Origin of the sequence: Verrucosispora sp. WMMA2121, from assembly GCF_027460185.1 — a bacterium.
Lineage (GTDB): Bacteria > Actinomycetota > Actinomycetes > Mycobacteriales > Micromonosporaceae > Micromonospora > Micromonospora palythoicola.
The window spans coordinates 3,291,341-3,306,820 of record NZ_JAPZBH010000006.1; the positions used below are offsets into that span (position 1 = coordinate 3,291,341).

16 protein-coding genes and 1 pseudogene are annotated in these 15,480 nt (G+C 71.1%); 6 read left to right on the top strand and 11 right to left on the bottom strand.

Features of this window, described 5'->3' with window-relative positions; genetic code table 11:
- Positions 1 to 32: 32 nt before the first annotated feature.
- The 10 genes and pseudogenes from O7605_RS23755 to O7605_RS23800 form a co-directional block, all read right to left on the bottom strand.
- Positions 33 to 608, bottom strand: a complete 576-nt coding sequence (locus tag O7605_RS23755) for a GNAT family N-acetyltransferase (RefSeq protein ID WP_164447219.1) — start codon at positions 606 to 608, stop codon at positions 33 to 35.
- Between the two features lie 90 nt (positions 609 to 698).
- Positions 699 to 1,025 (bottom strand): DUF1330 domain-containing protein, encoded by a 327-nt coding sequence (locus O7605_RS23760; protein WP_269741202.1) that lies wholly within the window; start codon positions 1,023 to 1,025, stop codon positions 699 to 701.
- 199 nt (positions 1,026 to 1,224) lie between these two features.
- Entirely contained in the window at positions 1,225 to 1,632 is a 408-nt protein-coding gene (locus tag O7605_RS23765; RefSeq protein ID WP_164447217.1) for an arsenate reductase ArsC, read from the bottom strand.
- A gap of 84 nt (positions 1,633 to 1,716) precedes the next feature.
- Positions 1,717 to 2,431, bottom strand: a pseudogene (locus O7605_RS23770) (aquaporin); the annotation flags it as partial.
- Positions 2,432 to 2,454: 23 nt separating this feature from the next.
- The gene (locus O7605_RS23775; protein ID WP_332317147.1) at positions 2,455 to 3,114 is read right to left on the bottom strand and encodes an arsenate reductase ArsC; all 660 of its coding nucleotides are present in this window, start codon (positions 3,112 to 3,114) and stop codon (positions 2,455 to 2,457) included.
- Positions 3,111 to 3,797 carry an arsenate reductase/protein-tyrosine-phosphatase family protein gene (locus O7605_RS23780; protein ID WP_164447214.1) on the bottom strand — a complete coding sequence of 229 codons (687 nt, stop codon included), beginning with the start codon at positions 3,795 to 3,797 and terminating at the stop codon, positions 3,111 to 3,113. The genes O7605_RS23775 and O7605_RS23780 overlap by 4 nt, the downstream gene beginning before the upstream one ends.
- Before the next feature lie 59 nt (positions 3,798 to 3,856).
- Complete coding sequence (locus O7605_RS23785; protein WP_269741204.1) at positions 3,857 to 4,444, bottom strand: DUF6879 family protein; 588 nt, start codon at positions 4,442 to 4,444, stop codon at positions 3,857 to 3,859.
- A gap of 218 nt (positions 4,445 to 4,662) precedes the next feature.
- Positions 4,663 to 5,886, bottom strand: coding sequence for a hypothetical protein (locus tag O7605_RS23790; RefSeq protein WP_269741205.1), 1,224 nt, complete (start codon positions 5,884 to 5,886; stop codon positions 4,663 to 4,665).
- Positions 5,887 to 5,954: 68 nt separating this feature from the next.
- On the bottom strand, positions 5,955 to 7,055 hold the full coding sequence (locus tag O7605_RS23795; protein WP_269741206.1) for a HesA/MoeB/ThiF family protein: 1,101 nt from the start codon (positions 7,053 to 7,055) through the stop codon (positions 5,955 to 5,957).
- 132 nt (positions 7,056 to 7,187) lie between these two features.
- On the bottom strand, positions 7,188 to 7,586 hold the full coding sequence (locus O7605_RS23800; RefSeq protein WP_269741207.1) for a hypothetical protein: 399 nt from the start codon (positions 7,584 to 7,586) through the stop codon (positions 7,188 to 7,190).
- Positions 7,587 to 7,672: 86 nt separating this feature from the next.
- Here O7605_RS23800 and O7605_RS23805 point away from each other — a divergent pair, with 86 nt between their 5' ends.
- The 6 genes from O7605_RS23805 to O7605_RS23830 all read left to right on the top strand — a co-directional run bounded on the left by O7605_RS23805 (position 7,673) and on the right by O7605_RS23830 (position 14,297).
- The gene (locus O7605_RS23805) at positions 7,673 to 8,293 is read left to right on the top strand and encodes an L-threonylcarbamoyladenylate synthase (RefSeq protein WP_269741208.1); all 621 of its coding nucleotides are present in this window, start codon (positions 7,673 to 7,675) and stop codon (positions 8,291 to 8,293) included.
- A 358-nt stretch (positions 8,294 to 8,651) separates the two neighbouring features.
- On the top strand, positions 8,652 to 9,329 hold the full coding sequence (locus O7605_RS23810; protein WP_269741209.1) for a hypothetical protein: 678 nt from the start codon (positions 8,652 to 8,654) through the stop codon (positions 9,327 to 9,329).
- A 229-nt stretch (positions 9,330 to 9,558) separates the two neighbouring features.
- A complete protein-coding gene (locus O7605_RS23815) occupies positions 9,559 to 10,353 on the top strand; it encodes an SCO2525 family SAM-dependent methyltransferase (RefSeq protein ID WP_269741210.1) in 795 nt (264 codons plus the stop codon).
- Positions 10,354 to 10,557: 204 nt separating this feature from the next.
- A complete protein-coding gene (locus O7605_RS23820; RefSeq protein WP_269741211.1) occupies positions 10,558 to 12,399 on the top strand; it encodes an SCO2524 family protein in 1,842 nt (613 codons plus the stop codon).
- Positions 12,400 to 13,329, top strand: coding sequence for an SCO2523 family variant P-loop protein (locus tag O7605_RS23825; protein WP_164447204.1), 930 nt, complete (start codon positions 12,400 to 12,402; stop codon positions 13,327 to 13,329). It begins immediately after the preceding gene.
- On the top strand, positions 13,329 to 14,297 hold the full coding sequence (locus O7605_RS23830) for an SCO2522 family protein (protein WP_269741212.1): 969 nt from the start codon (positions 13,329 to 13,331) through the stop codon (positions 14,295 to 14,297). Before O7605_RS23825 ends, O7605_RS23830 begins: the two co-directional genes overlap by 1 nt.
- On the opposite strand, the gene O7605_RS23835 is transcribed toward O7605_RS23830, so the two are convergent.
- Positions 14,298 to 15,338, bottom strand: coding sequence for an SCO2521 family protein (locus tag O7605_RS23835; protein WP_269741213.1), 1,041 nt, complete (start codon positions 15,336 to 15,338; stop codon positions 14,298 to 14,300).
- Positions 15,339 to 15,480: the final 142 nt, after the last annotated feature.

Genomic DNA, 15,480 nt, shown 5'->3' on the forward strand with positions numbered 1-15,480 from the left:
CGGCGAGCCGGTGGACGGGGGTGGGCGTCGGCTCAGGGCCGGCTGGCCAGCGGCAGGTCCCGCACCAGCATCCGGTGCGAGCGCCAGCCGGGGAACGGCACGAGATCGCCGACGTGGTCGAATCCGCTGCGTTGCAGGGCGTGCCACACCCGGGTGTTGGTCTCGGCGACGGCGAGCGACACGCGCTCCTCGCGCCGTCGGGACAGCAGTTCGACCGTCATCCGGAAGCCGAGGCGGTGACGGCGGTACTCGGGCAGGACGAACGCCTCGCACACCGCGAACGTGCGGCCCGGCCACTCCACCGCGAGGTCGGGATCCCTGGTCGAGGTCAGGTCACGCCACCAGAGGGTCTCCGGTGGCAGCGGGCAACCCATGACCGTGCCCACGAGCCGGCCGTCGACGTACCCGAGCGCCGCCGAGAAACCGGGGGCCTCGGCGGTCCACCGCAGGCGTTCCGCCACCGTCGGGACGGTGTGGTCGACCAGGTGCAGGTCGGCGGCGTGCACGCGGTGGTAGACCTCGGCGAGCGCCTCGACGTCGACCTGGTCGGTGACGACGACAGCACTGTCCCGGCCGCCGATCGCCTCGGCCACAGCGGGCGATGACATGGAACCCTCCCCGAACTTTGGTTAGGCATACCTAACCAGCCGGTCGGCGATCGGGCAAGTCTCCGTATCGTGGCGCGGCGAGCGTGCCCGTCACGGCTGTCTGGAGTCGTCTCGTGGCGTCCGTCCCCAGGGGCGGGTGGGTTGCAGCACGGCATCGCGCAACGCCTCCCGCCGCAGGTGGGCGATTTGCTGGTAGGCGGGGTCGGCGATCATCTGACTGAACGCCCGGCGGGTTGGATAGCGCACCAGCAGGACCGCGTCCCACTGCTGGCCCGCTGCGGCGACGAGGGCGTCGTCACCGTCGCCGGCGTAGACGACCTCGACTCCGTAGTGCGGCGCGACGGTCGTGGCGAAAGCCTTCGCGTACTGCTGGTACCGCGCGCGGCCGCCGTCGGCGAACCGCAGCAGGTTGAGCATGACCACAGGTTCGTCAGGTCCGTCGGCGAGAAAAGCGGTAGGAAGGTCGCCGGGTGGATCCGCCGTCATCGTTGCCTCCGATCTCGGGACTGGAAGCAGTATTCCGGCATCGAGGTCGGGCTCGTCAACGAAAACCCAGTGGGATTTTGCACTCACGGTGCATATTGCCGACCGCGCCCGTCCGGGCGCGCGGCAGGCCTCAGCCGGCCCTCCGCAAATCGGCCAGGAGCGCCTCGACCCGGGTACGGATCTCGTCGCGGATCGGGCGGACCGCCGCCACGCCCTTGCCGGCCGGGTCGTCGAGTTTCCAGTCCTCGTAGCGCTTGCCGGGGAAGACAGGGCAGGCGTCGCCGCAGCCCATGGTGACGATCACGTCGGAGGACTCGGCGGTGGCGTACTCGAGGAGCTTGGGGGTCTGGTCGGTGATGTCGATGCCCACCTCGCGCATGGCCTCGACGGCGGCCGGGTTGATGGTCGCGGCGGGAGCGGAGCCGGCGGAGCGGACCTCGACGGCGTCGCGGCCGAGGTGACGCAGCCAGCCGGCGGCCATCTGGGAACGGCCGGCGTTGTGTACGCAGACGAACAGGACGCTGGGCTTGTCGGTCACGGGGTGCCTTTCTGCGGTACGGGATTCGTGGTTGGCGGTCGGTCGTGCGGGCAGGTCATGAGCGTCGACTCACGGTCGCCTGGTCGTCGGCCGGCACGACCACCTGGTCGGCGGCGGCACCGGCGTCGGGGTAGAGGGCCGCCAGCAGGCCGACACCGACGGCGAGACCGACGACCTGTGCCACCACGAAGCCCGGCACCGAGCCGGGGGCGATGCCGGCGAAGGTGTCGGTGAACGCGCGGCCGACCGTGACCGCCGGGTTGGCGAACGAGGTGGACGAGGTGAACCAGTAGGCCGCCCCGATGTAGGCGCCGACGGCGGCCGGCGCCACGACGGCGCGGCCGGACCGGGCCAGCGCGAAGATCAGCAGGACCAGGCCGGCGGTGGCGACGACCTCGCCGAGCCACAGGTTGCCGCCGCCGCGTTGCCGGCCGGAGAAACTGACCGCGCTCAGGGCGAACATCAGGTTGGCCAGCACCGACCCTGCGACGGCCCCGGTCACCTGCGCGGCGACGTAGCCGGCGAGTTCCCGGGGGGAGAGGCCGGTGCCCGAGCGGCGGCCGAGCAGCCAGTCGGCGGCGGAGACGACCGGATTGAAGTGCGCGCCGGAGACCGGCCCGAACATCAGGATCAGTACGCCGAGGGCGAAGGCCGTGGCGATCGAGTTCTGCAGCAGTTGCAGCCCGACGTCGTCCGGGGACAGGTCGGTGGCCATGATGCCGGAGCCGACCACGGCGGTGACCAGCAGGGCGGTGCCGGCGAACTCGGCCAGCAGCCGCCGCCAGAGTGCGATGGTCATCTTGTTGTGCTTCTCCTCGATGGTTATCGGGTGGGGACGTTCAACTCGTCGAGGAGACGCCGTACCCGCCGCTCGATCTCGTCGCGGATCGGCCGGACGTCGTCGACGTCGAGGCCGGCAGGGTCGGCGAGGTCCCAGTTCTCGTAGCGAGTCCCGGGGAAGACCGGGCAGGCGTCGCCGCAGCCCATGGTGACCACCACATCGGCGGCGCGGACCACCTCGTCGGTCCAGGGCTTGGGAAACTCGTCGGAGATGTCGATACCGCGTTCGGTCATGGCCGCCACCGCGGCGGGATTGATCTCGGTGCCCGGCTCGCTGCCACCGGACCAGGCCACGGCCCGATCGCCGGCCATGTGGGTGAGGAACCCGAGCGCCATCTGCGAGCGACCCGCATTGTGGGTGCACAGAAACAGGACGACGGGCCGGCCGTCCCGGTGGTGGCCCTCGACGCGGGCCAGTGCCTGGAGCCGCTGGCGGGCGAAGCGTTCGGCGAGTAGGGGCAGGTAGTGGGGGATCCGACCGTCGACGGCGAACTGGTCGTAGCTGCTGTGCAGGAAACGCTCGATCGTCTCCGGGCCGTACGTGCCGTGGAACTCCGCGGCGAGGCGGGTTGCGGCCGTGCGCAGGGCCAGGTGCTGATCGACCGAGAGGTCGGGGCGGGAGCTGCGGGCGAGGCTGGTCATCGTGGGTCTCCGGGTAGGACGGCGGGCGCGAGCCGGGCGACCCGGTCGGCGAGGTCGGCGTAGGCGGACTCGAACGCCTCGTCGGTGTCCACCCGGACCGGGTCGGGAACCGACCAGTGCAGCCGGGGGCGTAGCTGGTCGGTCAGTCCCTCGTGGGCGTTGTCGCAGACGGCGATGACGAGGTCGTCGTCTCGTACGACGTCGGCGACGTGGGCGGTGCCGGTGGGATCGAGGTCGAGTTGGTGGCGGTGGGCCACGGCGACCGCGCGGGGGTGGACCCGGGCCGCCGGTTGCGTGCCGGCCGAGGCGGCGGCGCCGCGGGTGCGGTGCCGCCACAGCGCGGCGGCCAGCTGCGAGCGGGCCGAGTTGTGGGTGCAGACGAAGACCACCCGGTCGAACCCGGTCAGTCGCGGGGTGGCGAGGGCGGCGAGGGTCTCGGGACGCAGCTGGAGGTAGGTGCGCCGCCGGTCGCCCTCGGAGCGGACCTTCACCACCAAGCTGGCCTGGGTGAGGACCTTGACGTGATGGGCGATCAGGTTGGTCGGCATGTCGAGCCGGTTGGCGATCTCGCCGGGCGAGGCGTCACCGAGGGCGAGCGCGTCCACGATCGCCAGGCGTGCCGGCTCGCCGAGCGCGGCATGGGTACGCGCCCGGGCAACCAACGAAGAAAGCTCAACCTCCATAGACTCAACTATTGCTGACTTATCTGGGTCCCGTCAAGCGTCGGCCGTCGACCCGTCGGTCAGCCCAGCTCACGGGGGAAGTAGTCGGCCAGCGGCTCGCCCGCCCGGTGCAGGTCGGTGAGCACCTGCCGGCACGCCCGGACCAGGTCCGCGTCGGCATAGCGGTCCGCGCCGACGAGTAGGCCGTCGACGTCGTACCGCACCTCGTAGAGCGTGTCGTCGGCCACCGTGACGAGTTCCGGCAGCGGCCCACCGCCTTCCAGCGGTGCGACCTGTGGTGGCCCGACGATCCGGGCGTCGGTGCCGCATTCCGCCCTGATCCGCAGCACGTGCAGGTTCCAGCGCACGTATTCGCTCAGCGGCGGCTCCACCACCCGAATCCAGTGCAGCCTGATCGCGTGCCGGGCCATCCGCCGGTGCTCGGCGGCGATCTGCTGCCGGTCCACCCGAAGCAGCCGCATCGACTCCGACCAGTCGCCCCGGGCGAACGCCTCCCACACCCGGTAGCCCGGCTCCTGGAAGTGCTGCCGTCGTTCCAGCTTCCAGATGTGCGCGCCGTCGACGGCCCAGAACCGCTCCCAGAAATCCGTCAGGTACTCCTCTCGCCCCAGCCGCCTCCCAATCGCCTGATCGAGCAGATCCCGCACGGCCCCACCTCTCCGTCTCGACACCGTCACCTTCACCGGTTGCCGCCGGCTCGGCGCGACCGGGATCGCGTCGAGCCGGCGGTCCCGTCGGCATCAGCCGGACGGGTTGCTGCTCAGCGCGGTCGTCTCGATCTTGTCGAGCTTGCGGATCTCGATCTTGTCGAGCTTGCCGGCCTGCGGCTTGTCGGCCTTGCGGCCGTCCGTCTTCTTCATGCGGTTCACCTCCTTCCGGTTTGCCGCCGTGGGCGGCTGATCCCCCGTCGGACCCGGTGCCCGTGTCGATGCCACCAGGCGCGGGTCCACAGGACGACGAAGACGACGCTGATGGCGGCTACCGCGCCCGCGTCGAACAGGTCACCGGCCGGGCCACCGGCCAGCATGGTGCCGACCGCCGAGGTCAGCACGGTCACCGTCACCGGGAGGGTGACCAGAGCCGCCACCGCCAGGCAGGCGACCGTCCCACCGACCAGCACGACGGCGTACGCCCGCACGGCCCGGCGCTCCCGGGCCGTTAGTCGCCGGCTCGGGTCCCCGCCCGGGTCGGCTGCCCGCCGGAACCGGCGCGCCAGGTGTCGCAGATAGGCCGAGCCGTCGGCGTACAGGTTGGCGCAGCCGGTCACGTCCTGCAGCACGAAGTAGATGTCGGTGCGCATGAACACCAGGAACTGCACCGGGACGAGACCGAGCGAGAGCAGGCCCACCGCCGCGAGCAGGCCGTCGGCCGGGCCCGCGGCACCGGTGGCCCGCACCAGCACCGTGCCGGCCCAGATCACCAGATTCGTCGCGATACCGGCGAGATAGACGGCCAGGCGGTCGCGGCGGGGCGCCGCCCACACGCCGCTGACATCGGTCTGCGCGACCAGGAACTGCAGACGGGTGCCGAGGCTGATCCGACCGGGTGCCCCGGCCGCGCGGGCGGTGACCAGGTGGGCCAGCTCGTGCAGGCCGATCAGCGTCCAGACGATCCCGAAATTGCCGAGCAGGATCAGCCCGCCGCTGTCACTCCAGAGCAGGTCCTGGTGGCGTGGCGCCAGCACGGGATCGCCGCCGATCGCCACCGCCGCGGCAAATACCACGGCGCCCGCGATCAGCGGGACCACCGGATGCAGCAGCCAGCGGACGTGCCGTGGACGCAGCCACGGCAGCATCGGTCTGGGCGCCGGCACCGTCGGCAGCGGTCGACCGTCGATCTCCGCGACGAAACCGAGGTCGGCCAGGTCGGAGACGAATTCGGCGACGTCCACGTCGTCGCCGCTCTCCTCCCGCAGCGTGGTTCGCACGTCGCCGACAGTGGTGTGCGGTAGCAGCGTGATGGCCCGGTGCCCGATCGGCGGTAGTCGGACGAACGACCCGGTGTCGATCCGGCCGACGACCCACGAACCGCCCTCCGGACGCAGGTGGAGCCGGTGCAGCCGGACCCGACTGCGGTCGGCGATCGGCATCGTGTCGGACACCTGCGGCGCGGACGGGTCTGCCCCGGGCGTGACGCGTCCGTCCACCCCGGGGCCGGTCATGCCGGCGTCCCGCAGGCGGCGCAGTCCGGTCGGCGCGGGTCGTCGCGGACGAAGGTCGCGTCGGGGGCCAGGAGATTGACCGCGTCGACCCGCCCGGCCGGCAGCGCCGGTACGCCGGTGATCAACGCCATGGCATGGTGTGCCGCCAGGTGACCCGAGATCCCCGCCGTCGGTGCGGCAACCGCGTTCGCGACCGCCGCGTTGCGCCGTACCGTGTCGGCCGGTCGGACGCCGATCGCGCGGCGCTGCTCGGCGTCGGCCCACCGGACGCACTCCCAGCACGGTCCGGTGCCCGGCACGTACCGCCCGACCTGCACCAGCGGGCCGTGGTAGCCGGCGTCCACCCAGGGGGTGCCGGTGGCCAGGCAGGCGCGGTTGGTCCATTGCCGCAGCGCCGGCGGCTGGTCGGCGGCGAGCACCAGGACGTCGCATTCCGCGGCGAGGGTGGCCACCTGCTCGGTGCCGGTGACGCGCTGCCGGAGCCCGGTGACCTCGACCGTCGAGTTCAGCTGCCGAAGCCGTTCCACAGCCACGTCGACCTTGGCCCGACCGATGTCCTGCTCGGCGTAGAGCAGTTGGCGGTTCAGGTTCGACAGTTCGACCACGTCCGGGTCGACGCAGCGGATCCGCCCGACCCCGCTCGCGGCCAGCGCCATGGCCGCGGTCCCGCCGGTGCCACCGAGCCCGATCACGGTGACGGCCGCGCGGCTCAGCGCGACCTGCGGCTCCCAGGTGCTGTCCCGGGGGACGAGGTCCAGCCAGCGGAAGTATGCCCGACTGCGGTCGAACCGCTGCCGGTCGCGCTCACTGAGCTCGGGTGGATCGGGTGCGTCGGCCTCCTCGACGTACCCGGAGTCGATGAAGAGTTGCAGGGCCGCGCGGATGTCGGTCACCGGATGGTCGGGATGCGCCGCCCGCACCCGACGCACGATCTCCGCCGCGCTGCGGCTGCCGTCCATGTTCTCCAGCAGGCACCAGACGGCGCCGCTGGGATCCGCCACCTCGGCGGCGATGCCGTACGTCGGGCCGCCGATCCGGATCCGGCCGTCGGCGATCCGGTAGGGCGCGTGCTCAGGTTTGACGCGTGGACGCCTCATGGCCTCTCCCCGTGTGCCACTCCGGCTGACAACGTCCTGCCCGCCCAGCCTGCCGAGGGTCCGGCGCGCCTGTCAATCCGGTTAGGACCGTCCGCCCGCCGCGGTCGTGGTGGCGTGGCCGGGTCCGGCCGGTCAGCGCAGCCGACCGGGCCGGCCGAACCAGTCCCGCGCGGATCGGGTGTTGAGGGCCAGGACCACCCAGGCCAGCAGGCCCAGACCGACGATCGTGATCGCGCCGAAGAGGCCCAGCGAGGCGGCGGCCAGCAGACCCGCCAGCGCGTACGCGGGGTAGGGCGCCCAGCGGCGGCGGGCCGCCAGGCTGATCGCGACCAGCCCGCACGCGCCGGCCATCACGGCGAAGAAGGCGACCGCGCCGAGGGAGCCGGTCGTGGCGAGCGACCGGTGCGCCGTCGCGAGCGCGAACAGCAGCGACAGCAGTGCGAACGCGAGCACGGTGACCCGGACCGGGGTCGGCGTCGGGTGGGGCCGGAGGTGGTCCCCGTAGCCGCCGCCGGATGCGCGTACGACCATGACGACAACGATGGACGTCGACGTCTGTCCGGGTGTGCCACTGTCGGCAACGCGACAGCGGACGCGGGCGGCCTAAGCTTCGGCCCATGGCGAGGTACTTCGACGTGCACCCGGACAACCCGCAACCGCGCACCATCGGCCAGGTGGTCGAGATCATCCGGGGTGAGGGTTTGATCGCGTACCCCACGGACTCCTGCTTCGCCCTGGGTTGCCGGCTCGGCAACAAGGACGGCATGGACCGGATCCGGGAGATCCGTCACCTCGACAGCGGACACCACTTCACGCTCGTGTGCCGGGACTTCGCGCAGCTCGGGCAGTTCGTGCAGCTGGACAACGCGGTGTTCCGGGCGGTGAAGGCGGCCACCCCCGGCCGCTACACCTTCATCCTGCCCGCCACGAAGGAGGTGCCCCGGCGGCTGTGGCACCCCCGCAAGAAGACGGTCGGGGTGCGCATCCCCGCGCATCCGGTCACCCGCGCACTGCTCGACGCGCTCGGCGAGCCGCTGCTGTCGAGCACCCTGCTGCTGCCCGGCGACGAGGAGCCGATGACCCAGGGCTGGGAGATCAAGGAGCGGCTCGACCATGCCGTCGACGCGGTCATCGACGCCGGCGACTGCGGCACCGAACCGACCACGGTGGTGGACTTCTCCGACGGCGAACCCGAGATCGTCCGGGTGGGCGCCGGTGATCCGGGCCGTTTCGTCTGACGTTCCGGCAGGTCGGTCCGACGCCGACGGTGGTGGCCGGACGATTGCTGGCCGCCACGCCCCCGTACCCCGTGGCGGCCGTCACCCCGGCCGATCCCAACACGACCCGCTCGTCCGCAGACGAAGTCCAAACGAATCCGTACGCGATATCGCGACATCGCGCCCTGGCCACAGAGATCGACCGGCCCGAGGAACAGGCCCGCGCCCGTGCCGCGCTCGCCCGGCTGGGTGTGCCGGCCTAGCCCGTACAGCTTTCGGCGGCTCCGGCGAAAGTTCGGCCGACAGTACTGAAACTATCGACGTCGCTCGGGGTAAGGGCTACGCTCCCAGGCAAACAGCCGTCGATGCGAGGGGTGTCATGTCCCGTCGAACCGGAAGGCCGTCCTACCTGGCCGCCCCGCCTGCGAAGCGGCAACGGACGAGGACGTGGATCGTCGCGGCCGCCGCGGCGGCGGTCCTGGTGGCCGCCCCGGCCGGCGGGCTGGTCGGGCACGCCGTCGGCCGGCCGGACCCGACGGAGGCGAACGTGGCGAAGCTGCGCCAGGCCGACGCCGAGCGGGACGCGCAGCAGATCGTCGAGCTCACCGAGCTGGCTCATCGCACGGGCGCGGAACTCGCGCCGATCATCCGCGCCGTCCGGCAGGACGCCGAGGCGGGGCGCACGCCCGAGCGGGCCCAGGTCGACAAGTGGCAGCAGACCATGCAGCGGCTGATCGCCCAGTTCGCCGACCCGCCGTCGGGCATGACCGCCACGAACGTCGCCCGTGGTGGGCTGCGCAGCGCCGTCGACCAGGCGGCCGTCGCGGTCGACTCCGTCGCTCTCGCGCTGACCGGCCCGACCGCGGGGCGGGCGGACCGGATGCAGTTGGCCGCCCGCCAGGCGACCCTCGCCGTCACCACGTGGTCGGTTGCCGCGACCCAGCTCGACCAGGTCAACATCGACGCCGGACAGGGCCACCAGCACGTCCACCTCGATGTCGGCGACGTGGAGGGTGCGCTCGGTCCGGACGGTTCGGCCGAGGGTGCCGGCGGCTGACCGCCGCGACGTCGGGCGGTCGCGTCCGGCATCTGATCGCGGTCCGGGCTGACCGCCGGATCCGTTGTGGTCGGTGGCGATCAATCGTTGGCACGGTCCTGACTCGGTGATCGATTCACGTCACCTCGACACTTGCGAATCGGTATCGCATCCGATGCATAATGGGCAACGGGCTGCGCGCGTCGGGGCAGGGACCAAGTGATCTGCCGACTTCAATGGAGGCGCCTCCATGGCATTGATTCCGGCGGCTGGTGCAGGCTGTAGTGGGCCGTCGACCCCGCCACCACGAGTCGAGCCTCCGGGAACGGTCAATTCCGAGGTCGAGTGGGACGGCTTCGACCCGGGTGCCTACGTCCAGCACAACTACTCCGTCCTGCGCGACGATGATCGCGAAATCCTCTGTCGGATAAGAGACTTCTTCGGCGGCGCGAAGATTGCCGGCGCACACTGTGTCGACGTCGGATCGGGCGCAAACCTCTACCCGGCACTGGCGCTTCTGCCATTCGCGCGCAGTGTCGAACTCTGCGAATATTCCACGGCGAATGTGCGCTGGTTGCGTAACCAGATCAACGGCTATGACGAGTGCTGGGACGCGTACTGGCAGGTGTGCGCGGAGCACTCGGCGTACGCGCCGCTGACCGACCCCCGTGGCCACCTGGCCCGGGTGGGGCGGGTGGCTCAGCTGAGCGTCTTCGACCTGCCCAGACGGGCCTGGGGCGCGGGCACCATGTTCTTCGTGGCCTGCTCGATCTCCGCCGACCGGGCCGAGGCTGAACACGCGATCGGCCGGTTCCTGGGCGCGCTGCGTCCCGGGTCGCCGTTCGCCGCGGCGTTCATGCTGGGCTCCAACGGCTACCGCGTCGGGCAGCACTGGTTCCCGGCCGTGCGACTGCACCGCGCGGAGGTGGTGGCGAGGATCGCGGCCGGTGCGTACGACGTGGACATGCACGAGGTGCGTCCCAGGCCCTCGCTGCGCGACGGCTATCTGGGCATGCTGCTGGTGACCGGACGCAGCCGCGGCTGAGCTCGCCCCAATGTCCGCTCCGGATTCGCAAACCCGGGCTCACCTGCGCTCCTGGGTCGACTGACTGCTCCGGGAGATCGGTACGCGCGGCCATTCAGGTCACGCTCCGGCAGGGATACGATGATGGGTGCACGTCATCGTGGATCATCGCGGGCCAGGCGGAATCAGCTCCGTTTCGACGACTACAGCAGACGGTGGTGGACCATGCGGATGCAGCCGCGCCAGGAGATTCTCGACATCTGGCGGGCCACGGTGCGCAGCTGTCTCCGCAACGGCGAATGGGATTGGGGCGGTCGGAGCGGCTCCAATTCCATCAGCGACGCCGAACAGCTGCTGACCATGCTGCTGCCGGCGACCAAGATCCCGGTGCTGTCACTCGACGATCCGGACCGGATCGACGAGGAGGTCATCGAGGCCCTCGGCGCGATCGGCGGCGCGATTGAGATTCCCCGTCGCCTGGTCAAAATCATGACCGAGTACTTCGTCCGCTACACCGACGACAGCGGCGCGCCGACCTTCGGTGGCGGCAGCTACCTGACCCCGGTCCAGGGCGGCCCGGACCTCACCGACGAGCAGCGCTCCATGGACGTGGTCGACTCGTTCGCGGTGTCCGTCACGCTCACCCTGGCGACCATCGGTTTCGTCAAGATCTACCGGCCCTCCACCCAGCGGGCCGACCTGCGCGCCCAGTTGGACAAGCTGGAGGAGATGGCCAGCCTCCGGCTCACCGCGGCCATGGTCGGTCTGCTGCGTAGCTTCAGCACCTCGGTCTTCGCCGCGACCGACGAGTTCGGCATCCGGCTGTGCGACATGGTCAACCAGGACGAGTTGCCGCGCCGCGAGGTCGTGGCCGCGCTGCGGGCGCAGTTGCGGGACACCATGGCGAGCCTGCGCAACGTCGTGGTCGGGTCCGGTCAGGTGACCGAGGACCTGGACAACGGCGAGATGCTCTTCGAGTGCGGCTGGTCGTGGGGAACGATCGCCGGCGCCGACGAGGTGGAGACGACCGAGCCGATCGGCGTGCAGCGCGAGGGCTCGGCGGAGAACGCCCCCTATCTCTACTTCACCGTCATCGCGGTGGACGCCATCGACGATCTCAACTCCGAACGTACCCGCCTGCTCGGCCTGCTCAACGAGGAGCAGCAGCGGCTGTTCCGGATTCTTCAGCTGCGCTGGGAGTTGACCCGCCGCTACTGGGCGACGGTGGCGACCTTCGGCAACCGGCGCCGGTGGCCGATCGAGGACATTCCCTGGCGTACCACCGACGGCGACCGGACCGACTACTACACCCTGCAGGCCACGTCGCTGGCGGTGAAGGGGCTGGTGGCCAGCGGCCGGGGCGGTGACGAGGAGTTCGGCCGGATCGGCAACGTGCTGGTGGAACTGGCGCAGCGGGGCCGGATCACCCGACGCGCCTCGCCGAACGAGCCCGCGTTGGTCGTGCACGCCCCGGGCAAGCAGGTGACCCTGAACGACGCCACCTCGAAGCCGATCATGACGTGGAACGTCAACGAGTTCTCCACGGTGCTGCTGCAGCGGGCCACCACCGTCGCCGGCCTGCTCAACAGTGCCCGGCGCCGCAGCGAGCTGCTCGAACTCGCGGACGAGGTCTGGGAGCACCTCCTGCTGCGGCGCATCCCCGAGGGCCGGCACCGAGGGCTGTGGGATCACGCCGGCGGCGCGTTCCCCGAGTTGGCTCCGTTGCCCGAGGCGCCCTCCTGGTACCTGACCGAGCGGGTCGTGCAGGCGCTGGTCAACGCGGGTCAGCTGCTGTGGGAGCGGCCGTTTCCCCGAGCCGGCAGCCTTGCCACGTACGCCCAGGATCTCATCGACGAGGCCGAGTACGTGTTCGACCGTGAGCTGATGAGCGGCACCTTCGCCGGTGAGGCCATGCAACGCGTCATGCGCAGCATCCGGGCGACCCTGCGCCGCGCGCAGTCGCTGGTGGACGACCAGCCGGGCACGTCCGCCGCCCTGGCCAGCACCCTGCTGCTCCAGCTCAACGACATCACCACCGGCCAACAGAAGGCCAGCGAGGGGATCTGAATGCTGGTCTTCGTCACGTCGCACAAGGGTGGCACCGGACGCTCGGTGACCGCGGCGAACATCGCCTACCGCAGCGCGCTCTCCGGCCGCTCCACCTGTTACCTGGACTACGACTTCGGCTCGCCGACGGCCGGCATCACGTTCCAGATTCCCCAGGCCACCAACGGCATCGAGGGTGCCGGCCCGAACGGCGGTGGTCTGCACCGGTACCTGCGCGGCGAGATCCCGTCCCCGGAGCAGTTGGACGTGTGGGGCACCTCGGAACGGGTCAGCCTGCGCCAACGGCCGACCGGCTCGGGCTCGCTGGTGCTGCTGCCCGGGCAGCGCAACGGCAGCGAGTTCGGCTTCACCGCCGACATCGGCCGGCGCTGCGCCGAACTCTTCCTCCGGCTGGAGGAGGAGTTCGACCTGACCCTGGTGGATCTGAGCGCCGGTCGCTCGTACGCCAGTCAGATCGCGCTGGCGGCCACCGCGAACCGGACGCTGCGCAAGGTGACCGTGCGGTGGCTGGTCTTCCACCGCTGGACGCCGCAGCACGTGATGGCGGCGGCGGATCTCGCGTTCGAGGCCGGCGGGATCCTGGCCATGGGCAAGGAGTACGGCCACGAGCCGGACCGGCTACGGGAGTCACTGCGGTTCGTGCGCACCGCGGTGATCGATTCACGCGGGCCGGAGGTGGGACACCTCGACCTGGCGCAGCAGGCGTTCCTGCGCCGGTGCGACGCGGAACTGGGCGAACTGGCCCGCCGGAAGGGCACCGGCCGCACCACGCTGCTCGGTGCGGTGCCGTTGGACCCGCTGCTGCAGTGGCGCGAGCAGCTGATCTCGGACAACGACGTGCAGACCAAGATCGCCAATGCCAGGACCGTGGACGCCTTCGTGGAGCTGACCGAGAAGCTCTTCGACGAGACCGCATGGGAGACCGTGTGATGAGCGTGGATGTCAGGTTTCAGGAGGCAGCCGCGGTGCGTCGGACGGAGAGCGTGCCGTACTCGCACCTGTCCGTGGAGTTGGGGCACGTGTACGCCGAGGACTTCGGCGACGGATGTCGGAACCTACGGCGCAAGTTCGCCCGGATCGCGGACTGGGCGCAGGCGATCCCGGCGCTGGCCCGCCGCGGGCTGCGTCCCCACCGGCAACCCCGGATCAGCACGTGTTTCCTGGTCGACGACTACTTCCACCGGTTCGCCACACCCCGCGAGGTGATCCCGCAGGTGCAGCAGGCCGCGGCGGAGCACGGGCTGGTGCTCGACTACGTGGCCCGCGAATCCAGCTTCGCCCGGTACGACGACGTCGAACTGGCCCGGCTGGTGGTGGACACGCTAGTCGTGGAGCCGCCACGGCACACCACGGGCAGTCGCCCACCACTGAGCGAGTCGGGCTGGCTGTCCAACGGCAAGCGGTCGCCGGGGCACGCCGACGCGCCCGCGATGACGCTGCCGCTGCCGTGGTCCCCGCCGTTGCAGTCCGGCGACGCGCCGCACTCCATCTTCGTCGACATCGAACTGTGGTCCGACGAGCCGGACCGCCGGGTGTGGGCCTGCGCGCTGCTCGCCTCGGTCTGGCAGATGACCCGGCTGGGCGTGCTGCGGCACCGGGGACAGACGATCACCCAGCCGTACCAGCTCCCGCCCGACGAGCCGCTGCCGACCGACTGGGACCGCCTACCCGCTATCGTCCAGCTGAACCCGGACGCCACACCCTTCTGTGGGTACCGCACGGTGACCCTGATGGACACCCGGTACCTGCCGGTCGAGTTGGCCGTACGGACCATCCTCGGGCAGGTGGCGGTGCCACCCGCGGTCGCCCGCCAGGTCGCCAAGCGGGCCGGCAGTGAGGGTCTCGAACTGCCCGACGAACTGGTCGACCGGCTGAGCTACGTGTTCATCGGGGAGTGATCAGCCGCGCGGCGCCTGTGCACCGCGACCGACCCTGCGGTCCGCCGGGCCACGGTTGGCGGTCGAGAACGGTTCGGCGACGGTGGCGGACCCGCACGGCTGGCTGACCGCCGCCCGGCCGGCCAGGTCGCGCAGGATGGCCATGTTGCCGACGGTGATCTGATCACGGATCCAGTTGACCGAGGACTGCCACTGCCGACTGAACCCCGGTACCTGTTCCAACCGGTCCCAGATCGGCCGTAGCCGTGGGTCCACCCGGGCGCCGGGCAACCACAGGTGCAACAGGTGCTCCAGCACCGGCCGCAACCGCTCGATGTGCTCCTGCGTCGAGCCGGCCCGGGTCACCGCGGCCTCCACCAGCGCGGACAGCATGGTGAGCAGCCAGTCGTGCAGGGCGAGATCCTCGCAGAGGCCGGCGACCGCCGCCGGCACGTCCTGGGGGCTCACCGTGAGTCGCACGGTGCGCAGCGTCGGCGAGTCGACCGCGACGTCGGCCGTGGCGTCGGCACCCGGCTGCTGATGCACCTGCGCGGTCCACCGCAGCCGGGTGCGCGCCGCGCGCAGCGGCGGACGCCGGTCCAACAGGTCGGACATCTGCACGCTGTCCAGCACCCGGCCGGTGATCGCGTCCAGATTCAGCACGTCGGCGGCGTTGCCGTGCAGGAAGCCGTTCGTCAGATCGTCCGCGTCCAGCTTGCCGACCGTCTCCAGCACCCCCGAGTTGGCCAGGTAGTGCGACCACGGGCGGCGGCGCTCGCCGGCCACGACCTGGATGATGGAGGAGGCCTGCACGATCCGGCCGCCGGTGATGACCGCCCGGGTGACCACCGCGCCCACCCCACGCAGTTGGCGGTTCTTCGCGCTCGGCAGCCAGCAGTCCACACCGGTACGCACGTCGGGCGACACCGCGTACAGCGACGGTCGCCGGGAGGTCAGCACGGCTTCGCCCTCCACCAGGCTGAGCACCTCGGCGCTCTGGTCCTGCGCCAGCGCCGTGCTGTGCTGTAGCAGGCTGGTGTGCACCTCGCCCACCGTGAGCATGGTTCCTCCGCATCGGCACCACGGGGGACACCGGCGGGCATGGGCCAGCGGCCGGTGACCGGACCGAATCCGTCCCGCGGCCATCATAGGCCCATCCGTGGCGGGAAAGCCGATATGTGCCCGGGCGGCGGGCCGCACGGGT